Raw genomic sequence first — 23,091 nt, 5'->3', positions numbered from 1 at the left:
CCCCTGGACCGGCGGGCCGCGTGAGGCGGCGCGGCCATGATGGTCCCGAAGGCCCGGCCGACCCTAGGCGGGGCGCGAGCCGCCACGGCCGGCCCTTTGCGCGATGTTTGCCCTCTCCGGGCCCGGCGCCCGTCCGCCCTGCGGCCCAGTGACGAACGGGCCCCGGCCCCGGAGACGGCACTCGTCCCACCCGAGGCGTACGGCGCCGGGGAGGGGCGGGGTCAGAGGGAGCGGGACCAGTATTGTTCGGTGACCTTGGTGCCGTAGGCACGCTTGGTGTACTGCTCGTCGAGGGTGAAGCCGGCGCGCTGGTAGACGCGGCGGGCGGCGGCCAGTTCGTCGACGGTCATGAGCACGATGCGCTCGTAGCCGGTCCGCTTGGCGAAGGCCAGGCATTCCTCGACCAGCCGGCCGCCGATGCCCATGCCGCGGGCGGACGGCTCGACCAGCAGCAGGCGGAGCTGGGCCGTGCGGTCGTCCTTCCTGACGCAGAACACCGAGCCGGCGGGCTCGCCGTCCACCTCCACGATCCAGACGGCCTCGCGCCGCGGGTCGTGGTCCTCGACGTACTCGGCGACGATGCGGGCGGTCAGCGCCTCGAACGTCTCGTCCCAGCCGTGCTCCTCGGCGTACAGCACGCCGTGGCGGTGGACGATCCAGCCGAGGTCCCCGGGCCGGGGCGGGCGGATGACATAGCGGTCCGGGGCGGGCCGGTCGGCGAGGACCTGCCGCACGGTGGTCATGGCGGCGATGAGGCGCCGCCGGTCCTCCTCCGAGAGAGGTTCCAGCAGGGCGCGCACGCCGGTGGCCGATGCGTCGTCCAGCGTCCGCCAGACCTCCCGGCCCCGCTCACCGAGCCGGACGACCTGCCGCCGGGCGTCCGCGGCGGAGCGCTCGCGCGTGACCAGGCCGTCGGCCTCGAACCGGGCGAGCATGCGGCTGAGGTAGCCGGCGTCCAGGTCGAGCATCCTGCGCAGCTCGCCGGTCTCGGTCGCGTCCTTCTTGCCCAGCTCGTAGAGCACCCTCGCCTCGGTGAGGGAGTACGGCGTGTCGTGCATTCCGGCGCCCAGGACGCCGATGAGGCGGGTGTAGAAGCGGTTGAATCCGCGCACCCGGCCGACGAGCTCCTCCATACCGTTGCTCCAATCAAGGAATTCGTTGACAGAGTCAAACATAAGGACGGGCCGTGCGTCCAGACCCGATCACCCATGGCCGCTCTCCGCGCCCGGTGACGCGGGGCGGCGCGGGGACCCCGATCAAGGTCGGAGCGGGTGCGTGACGGTATCGTCGATCACATGACATCCGGGCGCGAGCTGCTCTACATCGGCGGATACACACCAGGCACCGGGGGGACGGGCCCCGGCCTGAGCGTCGTCCGCAGGGAGGCCGACGGCGCCCTGCGGGCCCTGGCCGAGACCGAGGCCCCCGGACCGTCGTTCCTGGCCCTGCACCCCCGGCTGCCCGTGCTGTACGCGGCGCTGGAGTGCGAGGAGGGCGGAGTGGCCGCCTACTCCGCCGACCCGCAGGGTCCCGCGCCGCTCGCCGACGGCACGAGCGGCGGGTCCTACCCCTGCCATCTGGCCGTGGACCCGACCGGCACCTGGCTCGCGGTCGCCAACTACGGCGACGGCACGGTGGCGGTCTACCGGCTCGGCAGCTCCGGCCTGTTCCAGGGCCCGCCCAAGCTGTTCCCCCACGAGGGCCACGGCCCCGACCCGGCCCGCCAGGCCGAGCCGCACGCGCACCAGGCGGTGTTCGGTCCCGGGGCCGTGCTGCACGTCACCGACCTCGGCACCGACGAGGTGCGGCGCCACCTGCTCGGCGGCGGGCCCGCCGAGCACCCGGAGGGCCCGGTGCCGTTGAAGCCCGGCAGCGGGCCGCGCCACATGGTCCACCGCGAGGGCCGCTGGTACGTGGGCTGCGAGCTGGACGGGACGGTCGCGGTCTACGACGCCTCCTGGCGCGAGCTCGCGCGCACCCCGGCCAGCCACGTGACCGGACCGAACTACGTCTCCCACGTCGAGCTTTCCGCCGACGGCCGGCACCTGTACGTCGCCAACCGCGGGCCCGACACCATCGGCGTCTTCGAGGTGGGGCCCGAGGGCGGCGAGCCGGCCGCGCTGACCCAGGTGGCCGAGGTCGGGTCGGGCGGCCTGTGGCCGCGCCACTTCGCCGTGGCCGGCGAGCGCATGTACGTCGCCAACCAGCGGTCGGACGCGGTCGCGACCTTCGAGCTGCGCGACGGCATCCCCGTGCCCACCGGCGAGGTCTACAAGATCGGCAGCCCTTCCTGCGTACTCGCCCTGTCGATCTGAGTCGCACCGGTAGGGTGGGATTGGCCTCCCACCGCTTGGTCTAGACCAATTAGGCGGGCTGGGGCAAAATCTGTACGTCGGCGGCCACAGGAGCCCGCGAAGCGTCCACGGCGGCCATGCATCTCACCCGTAACCTCAATGCGTACCCCATCGGGAGGAACCCGTCATGCGTATCGGCGTGCTCACAGGAGGCGGAGACTGCCCCGGACTGAACGCGGTCATCCGCGCCGTCGTCCGCAAGGGCATCGGCGTCTACGGCCACGAGTTCGTGGGCTTCCGTGACGGCTGGCGCGGCCCGCTCGAGGGCGAGACGATGCCGCTGGAGATCTCGACCGTGCGCGGCATCCTCCCGCGCGGTGGCACGATCCTCGGCTCGTCCCGCACCAACCCCATCAAGATCGACGGTGGGGTCGACCGCATCAAGCAGAACCTGGCCGACACCGGCGTCGACGCGCTGATCGCCATCGGCGGCGAGGACACCCTGGGCGTCGCCAAGCAGCTGTTCGACCGCGGGGTCAACGTCGTCGGCGTGCCCAAGACGATCGACAACGACCTCAACGCCACCGACTACACCTTCGGCTTCGACACGGCCGTCAACATCGCCACCGAGGCGATCGACCGCCTGCACACCACGGCCGAGTCCCACCACCGCGCGCTGATCTGCGAGGTCATGGGCCGGCACGCCGGGTGGATCGCCCTGCACGCCGGCATGGCGGGCGGCGCCAACGTCATCCTGATCCCCGAGAAGCCCTTCGACATCGACAAGGTCTGCGCGTACGTCGAGAGCCGCTTCAAGATCCGCTACTCGCCCATCATCGTGGTCGCCGAGGGCGCGCACCCGGTCGAGGGCCAGATGGCGCTGCAGGCCGGCGAGCTGGACGCCTTCGGCCACGTCCGCCTCGGCGGCATCGGCGAGCAGCTCGCCCGCGAGATCGAGAAGCGCACGGGCAAGGAGGCCCGCACCACCGTGCTCGGCCACGTCCAGCGCGGCGGCACCCCGAGCGCCTTCGACCGCGTGCTCGCCACCCGCTTCGGCCTGCAGGCGATCGACGCCGCCCACGAGGGCGACTTCGGCAAGATGGTCGCGCTGCGCGGCACCGACATCGTCCGGGTCGGCCTGGACGCCGCCACCTCCGAGCTGAAGACCGTGCCGGTGTCCCGCTACGAGGAGGCCGAGGTCTTCTTCGGCTGATCCGCCCCGGGCCGCACCGGCGGGCCCGCGCCGGCAGCGCCGGCCCGCCGCACGGCACGCCCGCGTGCGTTCACCGCCCCGGCCGCCCCGGCCAGGGGCGGTTTTCCTTGTCCGCCCTTCGCGCGGGTCGCGTCTCAGGGTTCCCGTCCGTCACGCCGCTGGAACAGGGACCCGGCGCCCGGCGGCTGCGGCCGGGACGGGGGCGCCGCCGCCGGGGCGGCGCCGGCCCGCGCGCGTTGTTCCTCGATCTGGGCGAGCAACCTGGTCTCGCTCTCCAGTTCCTCCCGGGACGGCGCCAGCGTCACCACCAGCAGCAGGACCAGGGTGATGATGCTGATCCCGATGAGCAGCGGCAGCAGGAAGCTCATGGCGGTCGCGCCGGCGAGCGCCTGGCCGGTGTTGGAGCGATCCACTGTGACGCTGAGCGAGAACATGCCGGTGTAGTGCATGCCTGTGACCGCGACGCCCATGATGAGCGCGGCGCCCGTGGTCGCGAGCAGTCCCTCCACCCGCAGGCTGAACCACAGCGCCACGGTCGAGGCCACCACCGCGATCAGCACCGACGCCGCGACCGGCAGCGCGGCGTAGTGCTTGACGGCGGCCATGTTCATGGCGGCCATGCCGAGGTAGTGCATGGCGGCGACCCCGAGCCCGGTGAGCAGCCCCGCTCCGAGCAGCGCGAGCAGGCGCTCGCCCGACCACGAGACCACGGCCAGGCCGACGCCGACGATGACGACGGCCACCAGGGCCGACACGATGGTGAGCGGTACGTCGTAGGTGATCGCCGTGCCCGGGACGCGGAATCCCATCATGGCGACGAAGTGCATCACCCAGATGCCGGTGCCGCCGAGCGCGAGCGCGGCGCCGGCCAGCCACTGCAGGCGGGCGCCGCCGTGCGTCCCGCGTGCCCGGCTCGCCAGCAGCAGACTGAGAAATGATCCGATGACCGACATCACGTACGCGGCCAGCGGGGTGAATATTCCTTGCGCGAAGTGGTCAATATGCGACACTGGGCGTCCTTGAGGATCAAGATGATCTACGGCGGGTAATCCGGATGATGAGCACTGCTCGGAACAGTAATCGGTCCAGCCGTTTCATGGAATTTCTTGAGGCCGGAAGGGCGAGATCCCGGTGGCCGTTTCCGCCGGACGGCCCCTTCGCCGGGTCCGATGGCGGCCACCGCCGGCGGCGGGCGGGACCGCCGGCCCTCGATAAGGGATAAATTGAGGGGTGCGCAGCGCGGGAGGACCTTCCGCCGGCACGTGTCCCCACCCGACTCCACCATCCCCGCCGGAGGCAGCCCCATGTCCCTCGTGCCCCCGTCAGCTCTGGGCGACCCCTGTGTGCTGCTGAAACTGGGCGAGGTCGTCCTCAAGGGCAGGAACCGCGAGCTGTTCGAGCGGCAGTTGCAGGCCAACATCAAGGCGGCGCTGAAGGGCTTCGGCGTCAAGGTCGACGTGCGGCAGCGCCACGGCGTCATCGCAATCCTGCTGCCCGAGGGAACCGGCGTGGAGACCGCCGACGCCATCGCCGAACGTCTCACCGACGTGATCGGGCTGGTCTGGGTGCACCGGGCCTGGCGGGTCGCCAAGGACCCCGAGGCGGTCACCGCCGCCGCGCTCGAACTGGTCGCCGGCCGCCCCGAGGTCGAGCGCCGCGCCACCTTCGCCGTGCGCTCCCGCCGCCGCGACAAGCGCTTCCCGCTGCGCTCCAACGAGCTCGACCGCATGGTCGGCGGCGAGATCAACGACAAGTACGGCCTGCCCGTGCGCCTGAAGAACCCCGAGCTCACCGTGAACATCGAGGTCGACAGGGACGAGGTGTTCGTCTTCACCGACGGCCTGCCCGGCCAGGGCGGCCTGCCGGTGGGCACCAGCGGGCGCGGCCTGGTGCTGATGTCCGGCGGCATCGACTCCCCGGTGGCCGCCTACCGCATGCTGCGGCGCGGCCTGCAGGTCGACTTCCTGCACTTCTCCGGCATCCCGTTCACCACATCGGAGTCGATCTACAAGGCGTACGCCCTCGTGCGGGCGCTGAGTAAGTTCCAGGGCAACGCCCGGCTGTTCGTGGTGCCGTTCGGCAAGGCCCAGCAGTCGCTCAAGGCCTCCGGCGCCGACCGCCTGCAGGTCGTGGCGCAGCGCCGCCTGATGCTCAAGACCGCGGAGGAGGTCGCCCACCGCCTGCGCCGTAACGTGCTGGTCACCGGCGACTCCCTCGGCCAGGTCTCCTCGCAGACCCTGCAGAACATCACCGCGCTGGACGACGCCGTGGAGCTTCCGATCCTGCGCCCGCTCATCGGCATGGACAAGACCGAGATCATGGCGGAGGCGCGGCGCATCGGCACCCTGCAGATCTCCGAACTGCCCGACGAGGACTGCTGCACGTTGCTGACCCCGCGCCGCGCCGAGACCGCCGCCAAGATCGCCGACCTGCGGCAGATCGAGAAGCGCCTGGACGCCGAGGAGCTCGCCGTCCAGCTCGCCGACTCCATCCAGGAGTACAAGCTGGACGGCTCGCCCGTGGGGGTCCGTCGGAGCCCGAACGCCGCGGACGCCCTGGACGCCGCGCCGGCCGCAGATGCCGCGCCCGCAGTGGACGCCGCGCCGGCCGCGCCGGCCGCGCCCGCCGCGGTCTGACCGGCCGGCGCCGGCCGTTCTAGACCACCGGGGCGAGCTTGGTGGCCAGGGTGCGGTTCATCAGCGGGGGGAAGTCGCGCGCGATGGCGGCCAGTTCGGCCAGGTCGCCGTCCACGAGCGCCTGGGGGCCGTCGCAGAGCGCCTGCTCGGGGGTCGGGTGTACGTCGATGATCACACCGTCGGCCCCCACGGCGATCGCCGAGCGGGTCAGCGGGAGCACCAGGTCGCGGCGGCCGCCCGAGTGCGAGGGGTCGACGATGACCGGCAGGTGCGACAGCCGCTGGGCCACCGGCACGGCCGAGATGTCCAGGGTGTTGCGCGTCGCGGTCTCGAACGTGCGGATGCCGCGCTCGCACAGGACGATGTCCAGGTTGCCGCGCTGCGCGATGTACTCGGCCGCCATGAGCCATTCCTCGATCGTGGCGTTCATGCCGCGCTTCAGCATGACCGGCCGGCCCACCGACCCGACGGCCTGCAGCAGCGCGAAGTTCTGCGCGTTGCGCGTGCCGACCTGCAGCATGTCGGCGTAGGAGGCGACGAGTTCGACGTCGTGGGCGTCCACCACCTCGGTCACGATGGGCAGTCCGGTCTCGGCGCGCACGTCGGCCAGGATGCGCAGCCCGGCCTCGCCGAGCCCCTGGAAGGCGTAGGGGGAGGTGCGGGGCTTGTACGCGCCGCCGCGCAGCAGGGTCGCGCCCGCGGCCTCGGCCATCCGGGCGGCGGCGAGCGTCTGGTCGGGGGTCTCCACGGCGCACGGCCCGGCGATCAGCGTGACCGTGTCCGGCCCGATCGGCACCCCGCCGACCCGCACCGTCGACCGGTCGGGATGGTTGTCCCGGCTCACGAGCTTGTAGGGGGTCGAGACGCGCATGACGTCGGCCACGCCGTTCATCCCGCCCAGGTTCAGGTTCATGAACTGGGCGATGTCGCCGACCAGGCCGATGATCGTCCGATTGACGCCACGGCTGACGAACGCATCACCGCCGGCCGTGGCGACCAGGTCGACGATGGCGTCGACGTCCTGCTGAGTGGCCCCGGGGGCCATGACGATGACCATGTGATGCCCTTTCTCCGGACCGCGGTCGCGGTCGAGGTGTTCGACGCCGGAAAACGACGAAGGCCCCGGGTCCTGATCAGGACCCGGGGCCTTCGTCGACGTCTGGCGGTCAGCGCAGCGTCTGACGGCGATCGGCCGATTCCACGGGTCCGTCGCCATACCAAAACTCCAACGCGGTACGCATCGCCGCAAGCATAACCCATCCCCAGCGGTGGGCGGCGACGGCGCAGGTACGGCCGGCAGGGCCGTTCCGTCCGACCGAGGGAAAGGCCGTCCGTGGAGGGAACCGTCCGCGGGGGATGGGACCGCCGGGCCCTGCGCCGGCACGGCTGCCGGTGAATCCTCCGTGGGTGGATGGGATCGTCCCGCCGTCCGGGGGAGGGAGCCGCCACCCCGGGAGGGTTAACGGGGTGCCAATGCCGCGCGGCCGACAGCGCGATGGCAGGATTGCTGCGTGCCGGATCCAACCGAGGAAACTCGACTGCCCCCCGGGCAGTACGTCCCCCGTGGCCGACCGGTCCTCCACTACGGCCGGGTCCCGCGGTTCCGGCCGGAGAGCTGGAACCTGTCGGTCTTCGGAGCCACGGCGTCGGGGGAGGAGATCCGCTTCACCTGGCCGGAGTTCTCCGCCCTGCCCCGCGCGTCCGTCATCGCCGACTTCCACTGCGTCACCAAGTTCTCGATCATGGGAAGCGAGTGGGGAGGCGTGCCGGCCGGCGCCCTGCTGGAGGCCGTTCCCCCGGACCCCGGGGTCACCCATGTCATGATCTGGGGTGAGTACGGCTACAGCGCCAACCTGCGCCTGTCGGACTTCGCGCGCGATTCCACCCTGTTCGCCCTCGAACTGGACGAGAAGCCGCTGTCGGCCGAGCGGGGCTTCCCGGTGCGCGTCGTCGTGCCCCACCTGTACGCGTGGAAGAGCGTCAAGTGGGTGCGCGCCGTCGAGTACATGGTCGCCGACCGCCGCGGGTTCTGGGAGGAACGCGGCTACCACAACCTGGGCGACCCCTGGCGCGAACAGCGCTACGCCTACCAGGAGGAACCCGGCGACGGCCCCGCCTGACCCCCGCCGGCCGCCGTACGCAGAGGTGATCGCGTGGCCGCCGCACAGCCGGTCGCGCGCCCTGGCCGGGCCGGTGCGGGCCTCGGCCCGCCTCTGACGCCGGCGCGGGCCCGCCGTCCGGTTCCCACACGATCACATCGGGTGACCGATTACGGTTGCCCGCATGCTGCACACCGGGTGGGCGCTGCTGTGCGTCCTCAGCGGCCTGGCCGGGTACCGCCTGGGCCGGCGCCGTCGCGGCGAGGCGGGCGCGGGCGGCCGGGCGGGGGAGGGCGGCCCGGCCGGCGACGCCACCTTCGCCGCGCTGCACGTCGCCGCGATGGCCGCGCCCTACCTGCGGGCCGGGCTGTCGCGCGACTCCGCGCGCAGGGCCGTGCGCCACCTGCGCGCCCTGACCGGCACGGCCGCCCTCGCCGTCACCTCCACCGACCAGGTGCTCGCCTGGGACGGCGCGTGGGAGGCGCCCGGCGAGGCGCACGTGCGCGACCTCATCGGGCACGTCCACGGCATCCTCGCCGGTGGGCGGCCCCACCTGGTCGCAGGGGACGAGCTGTTCTGCGAGGCCGACGACTGCGCCATCCGCAGTGCCGTCGTGGTGCCGCTGACCGTGGACGGGCGGGTCATCGGCGCGCTGGCCGCCTACGACCCGCACGTCGGCGCACCCCTCGTGCGGGCGGTGACCGAGGTCGGCCGGTGGGCCTCCGGGCAGCTCGAGCTGGCCGAGCTGGACGCCACCCGGCGGCGGGCGATGCAGGCCGAGACCCGGGCCCTGCGCGCGCAGATCTCCCCGCACTTCGTGTGCAACTCCCTGGCCACCATCGCCTCCTTCACCCGCACCGAGCCCGACCGGGCGCGCGAGCTGCTGCTGGACTTCGCCGACTTCGCCCGGCACGCCCTGCGCCGCGCAGGAGACTTCACCACGCTCTCCGACGAGCTGACCTGCGTCGACCGCTACCTGCTGCTGGAGCGGGCCCGCTTCGGCGACAAGCTGCGCTTCGTCGTGGACGTCGTCCCGGAGGTCATGCCGGTGCCGGTGCCGTTCCTGTGCCTGCAACCCCTGGTGGAGAACGCCATCACCCACGGCATCCGCCGCGGCGGCGGGTCGGGCGAGGTGAGCATCGTGGTGCGCGACGCGGGCGAGGAGGTCCACATCACCGTCGAGGACGACGGCGCGGGCATGGAGCCGGGCCGGGTGCGGCGCCTGCTGGCGGGCGAGCCGCCGAGCGGGGACGGCGGGGGCGGCATCGGGCTGGCCAACGTGGACGTGCGGCTGCGCCAGATCTACGGCCAGGAGTACGGACTGGTGATCGACACCGCGCCCGACGAGGGCACCACGGTGCGCATGCGGGTGCCGAAAATCCGGCCAAACTATAACTGAAAGCATTCGGGTCGCCACTCAATGTCGATAGAGGGCTTGCCCGCGAGGCGGTCCTGACGGCAGTTTGGTCTCCATGCTCCGTGTCTTGGCGGTCGACGACGAGGTGCACGCGCTGTCGGAGCTGGCCTATCTCCTCCGGCAGGACAATCGCGTCGAGCAAGTGCTGACGGCCTCGGACGGGGTCGCCGCGCTGCAGGACATGGTCGCGATGATCGGTGCCGGCGAGCGGCTCGACGGCGTCTTCCTCGACATCCGCATGCCCGGCCTCGACGGCCTCGATCTCGCCCGCCTGGTCGGCGCCTTCCCCAGCCCGCCCAAGCTGGTCTTCGTCACCGCGCACGACGACCGCGCGGTGCAGGCGTTCGAGCTGGAGGCGGTGGACTACCTGCTCAAGCCGCTGCGGCCCGACCGGGTCGCCGAGGCGGTGCGCCGCCTGGAGCAGGCCGCCTACGGGCCCTGCGCCGCCGAAGCCGCGGAGGGCGACGTCATCCCGGTCGAGCTGAGCGGGCGCACGAGCTTCGTGCCGCAGCACGCCGTCGCCTACGCCGAGGCGAGCGGCGACTACGTGCGCCTGCACACCGCCGAGGGCACCCATCTGGTGCGCATGTCGCTGGCGGCCCTGGAGCGCCGCTGGGCGTCCTCGGGGTTCATCCGCGTGCACCGCAGCACGCTGGTGTCGGCGCGGCACGTCACCGAGATGCGCTTCGACGAGGGCCGCATCGTGCTGCGCGTCGGCGAGACGACGCTCCCGGTGAGCCGCCGCCACAGTCGCCGCGTCCGCGAGCAGCTCGTGCGGCAGTTCCGCGCCCCGCTGCCGCGCCCGGCCGACCTCCCGTCGGCTGCGGCCGGCCTGCCCCGCCCGCAGCCCGCCACCACCCCGCAGCACGGCGCTCCCCGCGACGCCGCTCCGCATGACCCCGCCTCGCAGGAGCGCGCCCAACAAGACGGCGCCCCGTAGGACGCCGCCCTGTAGAACGGGCTACATGTGACCCTTGGGACGACGCCACACGGCGCGCCGTAGAACGGCGTCCCGTACGGGACCGGGCTGCGCGGGCGGCCCTCATGGACGGCCCGGGGGCTCGCTGGGTGCGCGCTGGGTGAGGCGTGGGCGCCGCCGACCGCGCGTCCGGCGGCTTCGGGCGGCGAACGGGCCCGGGCGCGAGCCCCCGTCCCGCCGCTCGTCGGGGCAGGTACGCCGCTCGTCGCGCGGACACGCTCCGTACATCGATGACTACTGACCGCTCAGCGAGCGGCGCCCGAAGGGCCCGCGCGACCCAGATGACACGACGTAATGTCGTGCCCGTCGAAGAGCCACAGTGCGTGACCAGGGGGGACACCTGCCCCGAGGGGCCGGACGGACCTTGGTCACGCGAACCCACCGGCGAACGCCGTGCCTGGGCGCCCGCGCGCCCGGCCGGCGGACGCCGGGGTCGCCGGGCCCTCACCGGGGGGTAGGGCCCGTCGGCCCGGGCGGGGCGGGGTGTTCGCCGATCGGCCGCGAGGCCTACGCACGTGATCTGGCCCAAAGGGGGGCGGCCGGATCTCGTTGGCGAACACCCTGCCCGGCGCCGTGCCCTGGACGCCGGGCAGGCCGCCCGTTGCTCAGCGCGAGATCGCCGCAGGCTCGCCCGTTGCTCAGCGGGAGATCGTCGCAGGATCACCCGCTGCTCGTCGGGAGATCGTCGCAGGCTCGCCTCTTGCTCCGCGGAGAATCGCCGTCGGTTCGCCTGTGTCCAGCGCGGAGCCGTCGTCGGTTCGCCGGTGTTCAGTGCGGGGTCGCCGTCGGCCGGCCTGTGTTCAGTGTGAGGCGGCCGCTGCCGTCGCCGGCTCGCGGAGCCTCTTCAGGAGCTGGATGTCCTCGCGGTGTTTGTCGGCCTTGCCGGGCGTCTCGATGCAGAACGGGACTCCGGCGGCGACCGGGTGGCGCAGCAGCTCGGCGAAGGCGCCCGCGCCGATGTGACCGGCGCCGATGTTCTCGTGGCGGTCGCGCTTGGAGCCGCAGGCGTCCTTGGAGTCGTTGGCGTGCACCAGCTTCAGCCGGCCCGGCGCCACGGCGTGCAGCGCGTCCAGCATCTCGGCGACTCCGCCGGGCGCGGCGAGGTCGTGCCCGGCGGAGAAGGCGTGGCAGGTGTCCAGGCACACGTTGGCCCGGGGGTGGTGTTCCAGGGCCTCCAGATAGGGGGCGAGGTCCTGCACGGTGGCGCAGAGCATCTGCCCCTGGCCGGCCATCGGCTCCAGCAGCAGATCGGGCCCGTGCTCGGGGATCTCGTCCAGCAGCGGCAGCAGGTGCTCGTGGAGCTGGCGCATCGCGGCGTCGCGCGACTGGCTGACCGCCGACCCGGTGTGCACGACCACGCCGAGCGCGCCGATCTCGACCGCGCGCCCCAGCGCGTGACGGATGCTGCCGGTGGACTTCTCCAGCGTGTCGGCGCTCGGAGACCCCATGTTGACCAGATAGGGCGTGTGGAGGAACACCGGGACGCCCGACTCGCGCAGCGCGGCGTCCTCGGCGGGCTTGCCGGCGTTGAGGGCCCAGCCGCGCGGGTTGGTCACGAACACCTGGATGATCTCGGCTTCGATCTCGGCCGCGTAGCGCAGGCCGCCCGTGGCCAGACCGCCCGCGACCAGCGCGTGGCCGCCGATGAGAGAGGTTGCCGTCATGATGCCTCCAGCTTATGGGACGGCCCGGATGCTCGGGGGAGGCGCCGGGCGGCCGTGACCGGCCCGCGCGGGCGGCGTTGGAGCATGACACGAAAAACCATGGCGATGCGTTGCCCCAGTTGGGAGATCCCGCCGCTGGACCGCGCCCGCCCGCGGCTGTTCACTGGCTGCCATGCCGAACGTGACACCCGGCCCTGACGGCCTGGCGGCCCTCAACGCGCTCAGCCCACCGGAGGCCGAACGGGAACTGCTGAGCTGCTGCGCCGCGCCCGCGTTCGCGCGCCGCGTCGCCGCCGGCCTGCCCTACGCCGACGCCGCCGCGCTGGCCGCCGCCGCGCGGGAGGCCGTCCGCGGGCTGAGCTGGCCGCAGGTGCTGGAGGCGTTGTCGGCCCATCCCCGCATCGGCGACCGCGCCGGGGGCGGCGGGCGGGAGGCGTCCTGGTCGCGGGCCGAGCAGTCCGGCACGGCCGGCGCCGACCGCAGGGTGCTCGCCCAGCTCGCCGCGGGCAACGTGCTCTACGAGCAGCGGTTCGGGCACGTGTACCTGGTCTGCGCGACCGGGCTCACGGCGGAGGAGATGGCCGACCGGCTCATGGCCAGGGTGCGCAACGACGAGGAGACCGAGCGGGCCGTCGTGCGCGAGGAGCTGGCCGAGATCGCCGTGCTGCGGGCCGTCAAGCTCGTGACCGGCCTCGGCGAGGGTGACGATCCCGGTAGTCCGAGTGACCCCGCCGGCCCCGAACCCAGCGGCCCCGATCCCGGCGACCCCGACCCCGACCCCGACCCCGACTCCGACGACTCCGACGACTCCGATCCCGGCGGGCCCGGCGGCAGCGGGGGCCGTGACGGCGGCCGGTGGGCGTCCGGGGAGGGCCGCGGCGGAGCCGCCGGCCGCGACGGGCACGATGGGGAGGAGGGGAGGTGAGCCTGTCCACGCATGTGCTCGACTCCAGCAGGGGCCGGCCCGCGGAGGGCGTGCGGGTCACGCTGTTCCAGGGCGACCGGGTCGTCGGCGCCGGCGTGACCGACGGCGACGGGCGCCTGGCCGACTGGCTGCCCGAGGGCGAGCCCGGCCGGGGCGTGCACCGCCTGGTCTTCGACACCGGGTCCTACTTCGCCGTGAGCGGCGTCGCGGCCTTCTACCCCGAGGTCGTGGTGACCTTCGCCATCGGCGACCCCGACGCGCACTACCACGTGCCGCTGCTGCTGAGCCCGTTCGCCTACTCGACCTACCGGGGGAGCTAGCGATGGCCGTCGTGCTCGGACCCAACCGCTACGGCAAGGCGGAGACCCGCGTCGTGCGCGTCACCCGCGACGGCGAGGTGCACCACCTCAAGGACTGCAACGTCGGCGTCTCGCTGTCGGGGGCGATGGAGGAGGTGCACCGGCGCGGCGACAACGCCGCCGTGCTGCCGACCGACTCCCAGAAGAACACCGTGTACGCCTTCGCCAAGAGGCACGGCATCGGGGAGATCGAGGAGTTCGCCCTGCTGCTGGCCCGCCACTTCGTCGGCTCGCAGCCCACGATCCACCACGCCCGGGTGGCGGTGGAGGAGCACTCCTGGGAGCGGCGCGGGCCGCACTCGTTCGCGCGTTCGGGCGGCGAGGTGCGCACGTGCGTCGTCCACCACGACCGGGACGGCGCCACCACGGTGGTGTCCGGCCTGCGTGACCTGGTGCTGCTCAACTCCACCGGCTCGGAGTTCCACGGGTTCGCGAAGGACGAGTACACGACGCTGCCCCCGGCCACCGACCGGATCCTGGCCACCGCCGTGACCGCCCGCTGGCGGCACCTGCTCCCGGCCGGGGAGGAGTCCCGCGACTACGCCGAGTCCTACCAGCAGGCGCGGCGGTGCCTGCTGGACGCCTTCGCCGGCACCTACAGCCTCTCCCTGCAGCAGACCCTGTTCGCCATGGGCGAGCGCGTGCTGCGCGAGCGCCCGGAGATCTGCGAGGTGCGGCTGGAACTGCCCAACAAGCACCACTTCCTGGTCGATCTCGCGCCGTTCGGCCTGGACAACGACAACGAGGTCTACTTCGCCGCCGACCGGCCCTACGGGCTCATCGAGGGAACCGTGCTGCACGACGACGCCCCGCCCGCCGGCGCGGCCTGGGACTAGGAGAGCCGACCGTTGGACTTCCTGCGACCCGCCACCTGGGCCGAGGCCCTGGCCGCGAAGGCGGCCGTCCCGGACGCCGTGCCCATCCAGGGCGGCACCGACGTGATGGTGGAGATCAACTTCGACGTGCGGCGCCCGGTGGCGCTGCTCGACCTCACCACGGTCGGCGAGCTCGGCGAGTGGGAGGTCACCGCCGACGGCCTGCTGCGGGTCGGCGCCGGGGTGTCCTACGCCCGGATCATCGCCGAGCTGGGCGACCGGCTCCCCGGGCTGGCCCAGGCGTCCCGCACGGTCGGCTCGTCTCAGATCCGCAACCGCGGCTCGGTCGGCGGCAATCTGGGCGCCGCGTCCCCCGCCGGGGACAGCCACCCGCCGCTGCTCGCCGGGGACGCCGTCATCGAGGTGGAGTCCGCGGCCCGCGGCACCCGCCTGATCCCGGCCGAGGAGTTCTACCTCGGCGTCAAGCGGAGCGCGCTGGAACCCGACGAGCTGATCCGCGCCTTCCGCGCCCGTCCGGCCACCGGGCCGCAGTACTTCTCCAAGGTCGGCCCGCGCAACGCCATGGTGATCGCGGTGTGCTCGTTCGCGCTGGCCCTGCACCCGCACGAGCGCCGCGTCGGCACCGGCGTCGGCTCGGCCGCCCCGACGCCCCGGCGGGCCCGCGCGGCCGAGGAGTTCGCCGGCCGGGAGCTCGACTGGACCGGGGCCGCGCCCCTGGACGGTGCGCTGCTCGCGCGGTTCGGCGAGCTGGCGGCCGGGGCGGCCTCGCCCATCGACGACGTGCGCGGCACCGCGGCCTACCGGCGCCACGCGATCGCGGTGATGGCCCGCCGCACCCTCACCTGGGCCTGGAACGACTACCGAGGGAAGGTGGCGGCATGCGCGTGAACCTCACCGTCAACGGCAGGCCCGAGGCCGTGGACGGCGTGTGGGAGGGCGAGAGCCTGCTGTACGTGCTGCGGGAGCGGGTCGGCCTGCCGGGCGCCAAGAACGCCTGCGAGCAGGGCGAGTGCGGCTCGTGCACGGTGTACCTGGACGGCCTGCCCGTGTGCGCGTGCCTGGTGGCCGCCGGGCAGGCCGAGGGGCGCGAGGTGCGCACCGTCGAAGGGCTGGCCGGCGGGGAGCGCCTGGACCCGGTGCAGGAGGCCTTCGTCGAGTGCGGCGCCGTGCAGTGCGGCTTCTGCACGCCGGGCCTGCTGGTCCAGGCGCACGACCTCATCGAGCGCGTCGGCGAGCCCACCGACGCCGAGATCCGCGAGGCGCTGGCCGGCAACCTGTGCCGGTGCACCGGATACGAGAAGATCCTCGACGCGGTACGCCTGGCCGCCGCCCGCAAGGCGGCGGCCCGATGACCGGCGGCCCGATGACCGGCGGCTCGATGGCCGGCGGACGCGGAACGGACGCGACCGGCCGCCACGAGACGGCCGCGACCGGCGGCCGGCGCGGAGGCGGAGGGGACACGCTGATCGAGAACGTCGCGATCGCCCCCGTCGCCGGGCCCGAGATCGCGCACGGGCACATCCTCGTCCGGGACGCCCGCATCGCCGCCATCGGCGCCGGTCCGGGCCCCGACGTCCCGGGCGCCGCCCGCATCGACGGCGCCGGTTGCCTGGCCACCCCCGGGCTGGTCAACACCCACCACCACCTGTACCAGTGGGCCTCCCAGGGCGTGGCGCAGGACGCCACGCTGTTCGAGTGGCTGACCGCGCTCTACCGGCTGTGGGCCGCCATGGACGCCGAGGTGGTCAGGGGCGCGGCCACCGCCGGGCTCGGCTGGCTTGCCCTGTCCGGCTGCACGACCACGACCGACCACCACTACATCTTCCCCAAGGGCCGCGGCGACCTGCTCGCCGCCGAGATCGAGGCCGCCCGGGACCTCGGCCTGCGCTTCCACCCCTGCCGCGGGTCGATGGACCGCGGCGTCTCCCAGGGCGGCCTCCCCCCGGACGAGGTGGTGGAGAGCCTCCCGGAGATCCTCGCCGCCACGGCGGAGGCCGTCGACGCCTACCACGACCCGTCGCCGGGGTCGATGCTGCGCGTCGCCGTCGCCCCCTGCTCGCCGTTCTCGGTGAGCGCCGAGCTGATGACCGAGGCCGCGGCGCTCGCCCGCGACAAGGGCGTGCGGCTGCACACCCACCTGTGCGAGACCCTCGACGAGGAGGAGCACTGCCTGGCCCAGATGGGCTGCACGCCCGTCGACTACATGGACAAGCTCGGCTGGCTCGGTCCCGACGTCTGGGTGGCCCACGCCGTCCACCTGCACGACCGCGACATCGAGCGCTTCGCCGCCACCGGCACCGGCACCGCCCACTGCCCGAGCTCCAACGGGCGCCTCGGCGCGGGCATCGCCCGGGTGTCGGAGATGCTGCGCGCCGGGGCGGCCGTCGGGCTCGGCGTGGACGGCGCCGCCTCCAGCGAGCTGACCACGCTCGCCGGGGAGATGCGGCAGGCCCTGCTGTTCCAGCGCGCCCGCTACGGCCCGGCCGCGCTCACCGCCCGGCAGGCCCTGGAACTCGGCACGCTCGGCGGCGCCCGCTGCCTGGGCCGCGAGGACGAGATCGGCACCCTGGAACCCGGCAAGCTGGCCGACATCGTGCTGTGGCGGGTCGGCGGGTTCGCCGCCGCCATCGACGACCCGGTGTGCGCGCTGGTGTTCGGGCCGCCGCCGCCGGTGGCGCGCGTGCTGGTCGGCGGGCGCACCGTGGTCGCGGACGGCGAGCTGCGCACCGTCCCGCACGACGCCGCCGGCCGCGCCGGTGCCGACGCCCACCGCCGCCTCCTGCGCCTGGCCGCCGACCGCGGCGTCACCGTGGCAGGGGAGGTACACCGGTGACCGCCTCCGCCCGCGCTCGCCGGTGATCGACCTGTCGCATGCCCCCCCGGCGCGTCGCGGGGGCCCGGCGGCGAGGCGACGGCGGGGGGCGTGGAAGATTCTGTGGTGAGGCCGGGCGTGCGCCGGGCGTCTCCGCGCGGCGGAGGCTCCGCCCGGGCGCGAGCGCGCCGGGTGAGGCCGGGACTAAAAAGAGCGGGAGGTCGTCGGGTGATGCCGGGACACGTGCTGGTCGCGCCGGACAAGTTCAAAGGGTCGCTCGGCGCCGTCGAGGTCGCCGCGCGCGTGGCCGCGGGGCTGCGCGCCGCGCGCCCGGAGGTCGAGGTGGTGACCATGCCGGTCGCCGACGGCGGGGACGGCACGGTCGAGGCCGCCGTCGCCTGCGGGTTCCGGCGCGTGGAGACCGTCGCCTCCGGGCCGACCGGCGAGCCGGTGACCGCCGCCTACGGCGTGAAGGACGACGTCGCGGTGGTCGAGCTGGCCGAGGCGTCCGGGCTGCACCGGCTCACCGGCGGGCGGCTCGCCCCGCTCACCGCGACCAGCCACGGCACGGGTGACCTGGTGGCCGCCGCGCTGCGCCACGACCCTCGCCAGATCGTGCTCGGCCTCGGCGGGAGCGCCTGCACCGACGGCGGCTCCGGCATGATGCGCGCCCTCGGGGTGCGCCTGCTCGACGCGCGCGGCCGGGAGCTGCCCCCGGGAGGCGGCGCGCTGGCCGACCTGCGCACCCTCGACCTGGACGGCTTCGCCCGCCCGCCCGGCACCGCGTTCGTCGTGGCCAGCGACGTGGACAACCCGCTGCTCGGCCCGGACGGCGCCGCCGCCGTGTACGGGCCGCAGAAGGGCGCGGGCCCCGGCGAGCTGCCCCGGCTGGAGGAGGGCCTGGCGCACTGGGCCGACGTGGCCGAGCGCGAGCTGGGCGTGCGGGTGCGCGACGACCCGGGCGCCGGAGCGGCCGGCGGGGTGGGGTTCGCCGCCATGGCCTTCCTGGGCGCGGAGATCCGGCCCGGCATCCGCCTGCTGCTCGACCTGCTCGGCTTCGCCGGCCGGCTCGACGGCGCGCGCCTGGTCATCACCGGCGAGGGGTCGCTGGACGGCCAGACGCTGCGCGGCAAGGCGCCCGCCGGGGTCGCCGAGGCGGCGGGACGCGCCGGGGTGCCGGTCGTCGCCGTGTGCGGCCGCCGGACGCTCACCGACGACGAACTGCGCGCCGCCGGCATCCAGGCGGCGTACGCCCTCACCGACATCGAGGCCGACGTGCGCCGCTGCATGGCCGAGGCCGGCCCGCTGCTGGAACGGCTCGCCGCCGGGCTCGCCGCGGACCGGCTCTCCCAGGCCCCCGCCCATGCCGCCGACTGACCGCCCCGGCCCCCGCCCGCCCGCCTCCGCGGCGCCGGCGAAGGCGCCCGGCGCCTTTCCCGGCGCGACCGGCGACGCCCCAGGCCACAGAAGCGCGCCCGGGGCCACTCCGGCCACCGCGGCGGGCACGTTCGACCTGGTCGTGCGGTCGCGGCGGGCGGTGCTCCCCGACGGCGAGCGCCCGCTGGCCGTGGCCGTCCGGGACGGGGTGATCGCCGCCCTGCTCCCGTACGAGGCCGAGGCGGCGGCCGCCGAGACGGTGGACCTCGGCGAGGTGTGCCTGCTGCCGGGGCTGGTGGACAGCCACGTGCACGTCAACGAGCCGGGACGCACCCACTGGGAGGGCTTCGCCACGGCCACCAGGGCGGCGGCGGCCGGCGGCGTCACCACGATCGTCGACATGCCGCTCAACTCCCTGCCGCCGACCGTCGACGTCCCCGCCCTGGCGGCCAAGCGGGCGGCGGCGGCCGGCCAGTGCGCCGTCGACGTGGCCTTCTGGGGCGGCGCGATCCCCGGCAACGCAGGCGAGCTGCGTCCCCTGCACGAGGCCGGCGTGCGCGGCTTCAAGTGCTTCCTGTCGCCCTCGGGCGTGGAGGAGTTCCCGCCGCTCGACGCGGACGGGCTGCGCGCGGCCATGCGCGCGGTGGCCGCCTTCGGCGGGCTCGTCGTGGTGCACGCCGAGGATCCGGCGCTGCTCACCGACCCGGCCGGGCCGACGTACGCCCAGTTCCTGGACTCGCGCCCGGGGGAGGCCGAGCGGCGGGCCGTCGAGCGCGTCATCGCCGCCGCCCGCGAGACCGGCGCGCGGGCGCACATCCTGCACGTGTCCTCGGCCTCCTGCCTGGAACCGCTGGAGGCCGCGCGGCGCGAAGGGGTGCCGGTCAGCGCCGAGACCTGCCCCCACTACCTCACCATCACCGCCGAGCAGGTGCGCGGCCCGGAGTTCAAGTGCTGCCCGCCGATCAGGGACGCCGGCAACCGCGACCGGCTGTGGGAGGGGCTGGCCGGGGGCGTGCTGAGCTGCGTGGTGTCCGACCACTCGCCCTCCACCGCCGACCTGAAGGTCCCCGACTTCGCCGCCGCCTGGGGCGGGGTCTCCTCCCTCCAGGTCGGACTGCCCGCCGTGTGGACCGAGGCCCGGGCGCGCGGGCACGGCCTGGACCGGGTGACCGGGTGGATGTCGCGCGGACCGGCCGCGCTCGCGGGGCTGCCCGCCAAGGGCCGGCTGGCCGTGGGGGCGGACGCCGACCTGGTCGCCTTCGACGACACCGCCGAGTTCACCGTCCAGGCGGGCGCGCTGCGCCACCGAAATCCCCTCACGCCCTACCACGGCCGCACGCTGACCGGCGTCGTCCAGGCCACCTGGCTGCGCGGCCGTCCCGTCACCGACGCCGAACCTCCCTTCGGAGCCCTGCTGTGACCACTCCGCACCACTCGGCTTCGGCGCCCGCCGCCGCGGCGAGCCGTCCCCCTGCCCCAGGACGGGCTCCGGCGACCGTCCCTGCGACCGTCCCGGACCCGCGCCGGCTACCCGACCTCGCCTTGCGCTCCTACGGCGGATCGGTGGTGGCTGCCAGCGACGAGTCCTTCGCCGAGCGCCAGGCGCTGGTCAGGCCCGGCCGGCCCGCCTTCCAGGCCGGGACGTTCGGCCCTCGCGGTCAGGTGTACGACGGCTGGGAGACCCGCCGCCGGCGCGAGCCGGGTCACGACTGGGCCGTCGTCCGCCTCGGCATGCCCGGCGTCGTGCGGGCCGTGGTCGTCGACACCGCCTGGTTCACCGGCAACTACCCGCCCTTCGCCTCCGTCGAGGCGTGCGAGGCCGCCGGGTATCCCTCGGCGGACGAGCTGCGCGAGGCGTCCTGGGCCGAGATCGTGCCGCGGAGCCCGCTGACCGGCGACAGCGAGCACACCTTCCCCGTGACCACCGGGAGCCGGTTCACCCACGTGCGGCTGAACATCTTCCCCGACGGCGGCGTCGCCCGGCTCCGCGTCCACGGCGAGGTGGCCGCCGACCTCGCCATGCACGACGCGATGCCCCTGGACCTGGCAGCCCTGGAGAACGGCGCGCTGGTCACGGCCTGCTCCGACGAGTTCTACTCCTCCCCGCTGAACGTCATCGCCCCCGGGTCGCCCCGCCACCAGGCCGAAGGGTGGGAGACCGCCCGCCGCCGCGACGGTGGCAACGACTGGCTCGTCGTGCGGCTGGCCGTCCCCGGCGTCGTCCGGGTCGCCGAGCTGGACACCGCGAACCTGGTCTACAACGCCCCCGGCGCGGCGTCGCTCACCGCCGCCCACGTGCCCGGCGGCGCGGAGCCCGGGCCGGACGCCGGATGGTTCGAGCTGCTGCCCCGCATCCGGCTCCAGCCGGACACCCGCCACCGCTTCCGCCTGGCCGGCGAGCGGCCGGCGACGCACGTCCGCCTTGACATCCACCCCGACGGCGGCCTCGGCCGCCTGCGCCTCTACGGCATCCCCGCCCCCGGCGACGGCGCGCGGGTCTGATCGCTCCCCGGGCGCGACGGACGGACCTCGGCGCGCCCGGGCGGGTCAGTGCCAGATGGTGATGCGGGTGCCCGCCGGGGCCTGTCCGAGCGGGTTCTCGGCCACGACCGCGCCGGTGCCGGCGATGCGGCGCACCCGGACCTTGAACCCGGCCGCGCGCAGCTCGTTCGTGGCGTCGGCGACCTTCTTGAACCGGACGTCGGGGATGGCGACGAGCGCCTGGCCGGGCTGGGGGTTGTCGGGCCTCTCCCACGGCCAGTGGAAGCCGGTGTCGGGCCCCTTGGAGCAGGTGAGCTGCACGTTCTGCCCGGCGGTGACCTCCGACCGCGCGGTCGGGACCTGCGCGATGATGGTGTTGGGCTGGGCGTTGTCGGTCTGCTGCACGACCGTCGGGACGAAGCCCTTCTGCCGCAGGAACGCGTCGGCCTGGTCGCACTGCATGTCGCTGACGTCCGGCATCAGCAGCCCGGCGCTCAGGACGAGCTGCACGTGGCTGCCCTCGCGGACCTTCGTGCCGACCTGCGGGCTGGTGCGCATCACCAGGCCGCGCTGGACGGTGTCACTGGGCACCCGGCTGACCGGGCCAGGGGTCAGCCCCGCCTCGGAGATCTTCGCCTGCGCGTCGCCCTGGGAGAGGTTCAGCACGTTCGGCACGGCGATCTTGACCGGGCCGGAGGAGGGGATGAGCGTGATTACCGCGTCGTTGAGGACGTCCTTGCCCGGCTCGGGATCGGTGCGCAGCACCTTGTCCTCGGCGAGCTTGTCGTCGTGCTCGGCGGGGCCGATCTTGACCGCGAAGCCCTGCCTCTCGGCCTTCTCCTTGGCGAGGGTGACGTTGAGGCCGAGCAGGTCGGGGACCTTGGTGTACCGGCCCTCGGAGAACCACCAGCCGGTGCCGGCGACCGCGCCGATCATGACGACGGCCAGCGCCGCGATGAGCCAGACCGGCCGGACGCCGCGGCGTCCGCCGGGCGGGCCCGGCGCCACCGGCGGGGCGGCCAGCATCTCGGTCTGGGAGTGGATGAGAGTGGGATGGGCCGGCGGGACGGTCTCGCGCGGCATCACGCCGGTCTCGCGGAGCATCGAGGGGGACGTGGCCCCGGCGGGCGGGACGTGCGGCCCCGGGTCGCGCGGCAGCGTGCGGTGGGCCTCGACGGCGGCGACCAGCATGGCCGTGGCGTCGGCCGGACGGCGCGCGGGGTCGCGGTCGGTCGCCGAGAGCACCAGCGCGTCCAGCGCCTGCGGCGTGCCCGGGATGATCGCCGAGGGCGCGGGGACCCGGTCGTGGACGTGGCGGTAGGCCACCGACATGGGGCTGTCGCCCTGATAGGGCTGCTGCCCGGTCAGCAGCTCGAACAGCAGCACCCCCGCGGCGTACACGTCGCTGCGCGCGTCGGCCACCCCGGCGGTCACCTGCTCGGGCGACATGTACGCGATCGTGCCGATCATCACGCCGGTCTTGGTCTGGTTGCCCGCCTCGATCGCGCGGGCCAGCCCGAAGTCGACGACTTTGACCCGGCCGTCGTCGGTGAGCAGGACGTTCTCGGGCTTGACGTCCCGGTGCACCATGCCCGCCTGGTGGGCCGCGCCGAGGGCGGCCAGCACCGGGATGAGGATCTCCAGGGCCTCGCGGGCGGGAAGGCGCCCCCGCCGGCGGAGCACGTCGCGCAGGGTGCGCCCGGGGACGTACTCCATCGACAGGTAGACGTTGCCCGCGTCGGTGCCCTGGTCGAAGACGTGCACGACGTTCGGGTGCGACAGGCTGGCGACGGACTTGGCCTCGCCGATGAAGCGGCGGACGAAGTCGGGGTCCTCGGCGAGCGAGGGATGCATGACCTTCAGGGCGACCGTGCGGTCGAGCCGGACGTCCAGGGCCAGGTAGACAGCGGCCATGCCGCCCCGGGCGATGCGGGATTCGACCCGGTACCGCCCGTCCAGCAGCCGCCCTAGAAGGGGGTCCGCAACCGTCGTGTCCACG

Annotated in this window: 20 protein-coding genes; 15 read left to right on the top strand and 5 right to left on the bottom strand. The window is 74.2% G+C overall.

All coding sequences use genetic code 11. The features are described from left to right. Positions 1-221 precede the first annotated feature (221 nt). A complete protein-coding gene (locus ACWEN6_RS14585) occupies positions 222-1,133 on the bottom strand; it encodes a bifunctional helix-turn-helix transcriptional regulator/GNAT family N-acetyltransferase (protein ID WP_452570643.1) in 912 nt (303 codons plus the stop codon). Positions 1,134-1,295: 162 nt separating this feature from the next. On the opposite strand from ACWEN6_RS14585, the gene ACWEN6_RS14580 reads away from it, so the two are divergent. Continuing rightward, the gene (locus tag ACWEN6_RS14580) at positions 1,296-2,315 is read left to right on the top strand and encodes a lactonase family protein (RefSeq protein WP_452570642.1); all 1,020 of its coding nucleotides are present in this window, start codon (positions 1,296-1,298) and stop codon (positions 2,313-2,315) included. Positions 2,316-2,481: 166 nt separating this feature from the next. Continuing rightward, a complete protein-coding gene (locus tag ACWEN6_RS14575) occupies positions 2,482-3,507 on the top strand; it encodes a 6-phosphofructokinase (RefSeq protein WP_452570641.1) in 1,026 nt (341 codons plus the stop codon). A 134-nt stretch (positions 3,508-3,641) separates the two neighbouring features. On the opposite strand, the gene ACWEN6_RS14570 is transcribed toward ACWEN6_RS14575, so the two are convergent. Beyond that, entirely contained in the window at positions 3,642-4,517 is an 876-nt protein-coding gene (locus ACWEN6_RS14570; RefSeq protein WP_452570640.1) for an MHYT domain-containing protein, read from the bottom strand. Positions 4,518-4,811: 294 nt separating this feature from the next. Here ACWEN6_RS14570 and thiI point away from each other — a divergent pair, with 294 nt between their 5' ends. After that, positions 4,812-6,143 carry a tRNA uracil 4-sulfurtransferase ThiI gene (gene thiI, locus ACWEN6_RS14565; protein ID WP_452570639.1) on the top strand — a complete coding sequence of 444 codons (1,332 nt, stop codon included), beginning with the start codon at positions 4,812-4,814 and terminating at the stop codon, positions 6,141-6,143. A 19-nt stretch (positions 6,144-6,162) separates the two neighbouring features. On the opposite strand, the gene aroF is transcribed toward thiI, so the two are convergent. Then, positions 6,163-7,200 (bottom strand): 3-deoxy-7-phosphoheptulonate synthase, encoded by a 1,038-nt coding sequence (gene aroF / locus ACWEN6_RS14560; protein WP_354843321.1) that lies wholly within the window; start codon positions 7,198-7,200, stop codon positions 6,163-6,165. Between the two features lie 454 nt (positions 7,201-7,654). Here aroF and ACWEN6_RS14555 point away from each other — a divergent pair, with 454 nt between their 5' ends. The 3 genes from ACWEN6_RS14555 (at position 7,655) to ACWEN6_RS14545 (ending at position 10,599) form a co-directional block, all read left to right on the top strand. Then, entirely contained in the window at positions 7,655-8,263 is a 609-nt protein-coding gene (locus tag ACWEN6_RS14555) for a sulfite oxidase-like oxidoreductase (protein ID WP_452570638.1), read from the top strand. Positions 8,264-8,426: 163 nt separating this feature from the next. Continuing rightward, entirely contained in the window at positions 8,427-9,641 is a 1,215-nt protein-coding gene (locus tag ACWEN6_RS14550; RefSeq protein ID WP_452570637.1) for a histidine kinase, read from the top strand. 73 nt (positions 9,642-9,714) lie between these two features. After that, on the top strand, positions 9,715-10,599 hold the full coding sequence (locus ACWEN6_RS14545; RefSeq protein ID WP_452570636.1) for a LytR/AlgR family response regulator transcription factor: 885 nt from the start codon (positions 9,715-9,717) through the stop codon (positions 10,597-10,599). 839 nt (positions 10,600-11,438) lie between these two features. On the opposite strand, the gene ACWEN6_RS14540 is transcribed toward ACWEN6_RS14545, so the two are convergent. Next, on the bottom strand, positions 11,439-12,302 hold the full coding sequence (locus ACWEN6_RS14540) for a deoxyribonuclease IV (protein ID WP_452570635.1): 864 nt from the start codon (positions 12,300-12,302) through the stop codon (positions 11,439-11,441). Positions 12,303-12,474: 172 nt separating this feature from the next. Here ACWEN6_RS14540 and uraD point away from each other — a divergent pair, with 172 nt between their 5' ends. The 9 genes from uraD (at position 12,475) to alc (ending at position 21,113) form a co-directional block, all read left to right on the top strand. Continuing rightward, on the top strand, positions 12,475-13,227 hold the full coding sequence (gene uraD, locus ACWEN6_RS14535; protein WP_452570634.1) for a 2-oxo-4-hydroxy-4-carboxy-5-ureidoimidazoline decarboxylase: 753 nt from the start codon (positions 12,475-12,477) through the stop codon (positions 13,225-13,227). Next, entirely contained in the window at positions 13,224-13,547 is a 324-nt protein-coding gene (gene uraH / locus ACWEN6_RS14530; protein ID WP_452570633.1) for a hydroxyisourate hydrolase, read from the top strand. Before uraD ends, uraH begins: the two co-directional genes overlap by 4 nt. A gap of 2 nt (positions 13,548-13,549) precedes the next feature. Continuing rightward, positions 13,550-14,422 carry a factor-independent urate hydroxylase gene (gene pucL / locus ACWEN6_RS14525; protein WP_452570632.1) on the top strand — a complete coding sequence of 291 codons (873 nt, stop codon included), beginning with the start codon at positions 13,550-13,552 and terminating at the stop codon, positions 14,420-14,422. Between the two features lie 12 nt (positions 14,423-14,434). After that, complete coding sequence (locus ACWEN6_RS14520) at positions 14,435-15,310, top strand: FAD binding domain-containing protein (protein ID WP_452570631.1); 876 nt, start codon at positions 14,435-14,437, stop codon at positions 15,308-15,310. Further along, complete coding sequence (locus ACWEN6_RS14515) at positions 15,301-15,774, top strand: (2Fe-2S)-binding protein (protein ID WP_354843297.1); 474 nt, start codon at positions 15,301-15,303, stop codon at positions 15,772-15,774. Before ACWEN6_RS14520 ends, ACWEN6_RS14515 begins: the two co-directional genes overlap by 10 nt. Further along, a complete protein-coding gene (locus ACWEN6_RS14510) occupies positions 15,771-17,255 on the top strand; it encodes an 8-oxoguanine deaminase (protein ID WP_452570630.1) in 1,485 nt (494 codons plus the stop codon). Before ACWEN6_RS14515 ends, ACWEN6_RS14510 begins: the two co-directional genes overlap by 4 nt. A gap of 210 nt (positions 17,256-17,465) precedes the next feature. Continuing rightward, positions 17,466-18,611 (top strand): glycerate kinase, encoded by a 1,146-nt coding sequence (locus ACWEN6_RS14505; RefSeq protein WP_452570629.1) that lies wholly within the window; start codon positions 17,466-17,468, stop codon positions 18,609-18,611. Then, positions 18,598-20,031 (top strand): allantoinase AllB, encoded by a 1,434-nt coding sequence (gene allB / locus ACWEN6_RS14500; protein ID WP_452570628.1) that lies wholly within the window; start codon positions 18,598-18,600, stop codon positions 20,029-20,031. Before ACWEN6_RS14505 ends, allB begins: the two co-directional genes overlap by 14 nt. A 122-nt stretch (positions 20,032-20,153) precedes the next feature. Continuing rightward, positions 20,154-21,113 carry an allantoicase gene (alc, locus tag ACWEN6_RS14495; RefSeq protein WP_452570796.1) on the top strand — a complete coding sequence of 320 codons (960 nt, stop codon included), beginning with the start codon at positions 20,154-20,156 and terminating at the stop codon, positions 21,111-21,113. A 45-nt stretch (positions 21,114-21,158) separates the two neighbouring features. Here the strand turns inward: alc and pknB are convergent, their stop codons facing one another. Continuing rightward, the gene (pknB, locus tag ACWEN6_RS14490; RefSeq protein WP_452570627.1) at positions 21,159-23,090 is read right to left on the bottom strand and encodes a Stk1 family PASTA domain-containing Ser/Thr kinase; all 1,932 of its coding nucleotides are present in this window, start codon (positions 23,088-23,090) and stop codon (positions 21,159-21,161) included. Position 23,091 lies beyond the last annotated feature (1 nt).

The organism is Sphaerisporangium sp. NPDC004334 (genome assembly GCF_053602655.1).
The sequence above is the reverse complement of the archived record's forward strand: the minus strand, read 5'-3'. Positions and strand labels throughout refer to the sequence as shown.

What these genes read in the sequence shown, in the direction of transcription:
- ACWEN6_RS14515 (WP_354843297.1), top strand. Translation starts at nt 15,301, where the DNA reads ATGCGCGTGAACCTCACCGTCAACGGCAGGCCCGAGGCCGTGGACGGC.
- ACWEN6_RS14510 (WP_452570630.1), top strand. Translation starts at nt 15,771, where the DNA reads ATGACCGGCGGCCCGATGACCGGCGGCTCGATGGCCGGCGGACGCGGA.
- ACWEN6_RS14505 (WP_452570629.1), top strand. Translation starts at nt 17,466, where the DNA reads ATGCCGGGACACGTGCTGGTCGCGCCGGACAAGTTCAAAGGGTCGCTC.
- ACWEN6_RS14575 (WP_452570641.1), top strand. Translation starts at nt 2,482, where the DNA reads ATGCGTATCGGCGTGCTCACAGGAGGCGGAGACTGCCCCGGACTGAAC.
- uraD (WP_452570634.1), top strand. Translation starts at nt 12,475, where the DNA reads ATGCCGAACGTGACACCCGGCCCTGACGGCCTGGCGGCCCTCAACGCG.
- allB (WP_452570628.1), top strand. Translation starts at nt 18,598, where the DNA reads ATGCCGCCGACTGACCGCCCCGGCCCCCGCCCGCCCGCCTCCGCGGCG.
- thiI (WP_452570639.1), top strand. Translation starts at nt 4,812, where the DNA reads ATGTCCCTCGTGCCCCCGTCAGCTCTGGGCGACCCCTGTGTGCTGCTG.
- ACWEN6_RS14545 (WP_452570636.1), top strand. Translation starts at nt 9,715, where the DNA reads ATGCTCCGTGTCTTGGCGGTCGACGACGAGGTGCACGCGCTGTCGGAG.
- pucL (WP_452570632.1), top strand. Translation starts at nt 13,550, where the DNA reads ATGGCCGTCGTGCTCGGACCCAACCGCTACGGCAAGGCGGAGACCCGC.
- ACWEN6_RS14580 (WP_452570642.1), top strand. Translation starts at nt 1,296, where the DNA reads ATGACATCCGGGCGCGAGCTGCTCTACATCGGCGGATACACACCAGGC.
- ACWEN6_RS14585 (WP_452570643.1), bottom strand. Translation starts at nt 1,133, where the DNA reads ATGGAGGAGCTCGTCGGCCGGGTGCGCGGATTCAACCGCTTCTACACC.
- aroF (WP_354843321.1), bottom strand. Translation starts at nt 7,200, where the DNA reads ATGGTCATCGTCATGGCCCCCGGGGCCACTCAGCAGGACGTCGACGCC.
- ACWEN6_RS14540 (WP_452570635.1), bottom strand. Translation starts at nt 12,302, where the DNA reads ATGACGGCAACCTCTCTCATCGGCGGCCACGCGCTGGTCGCGGGCGGT.
- ACWEN6_RS14550 (WP_452570637.1), top strand. Translation starts at nt 8,427, where the DNA reads ATGCTGCACACCGGGTGGGCGCTGCTGTGCGTCCTCAGCGGCCTGGCC.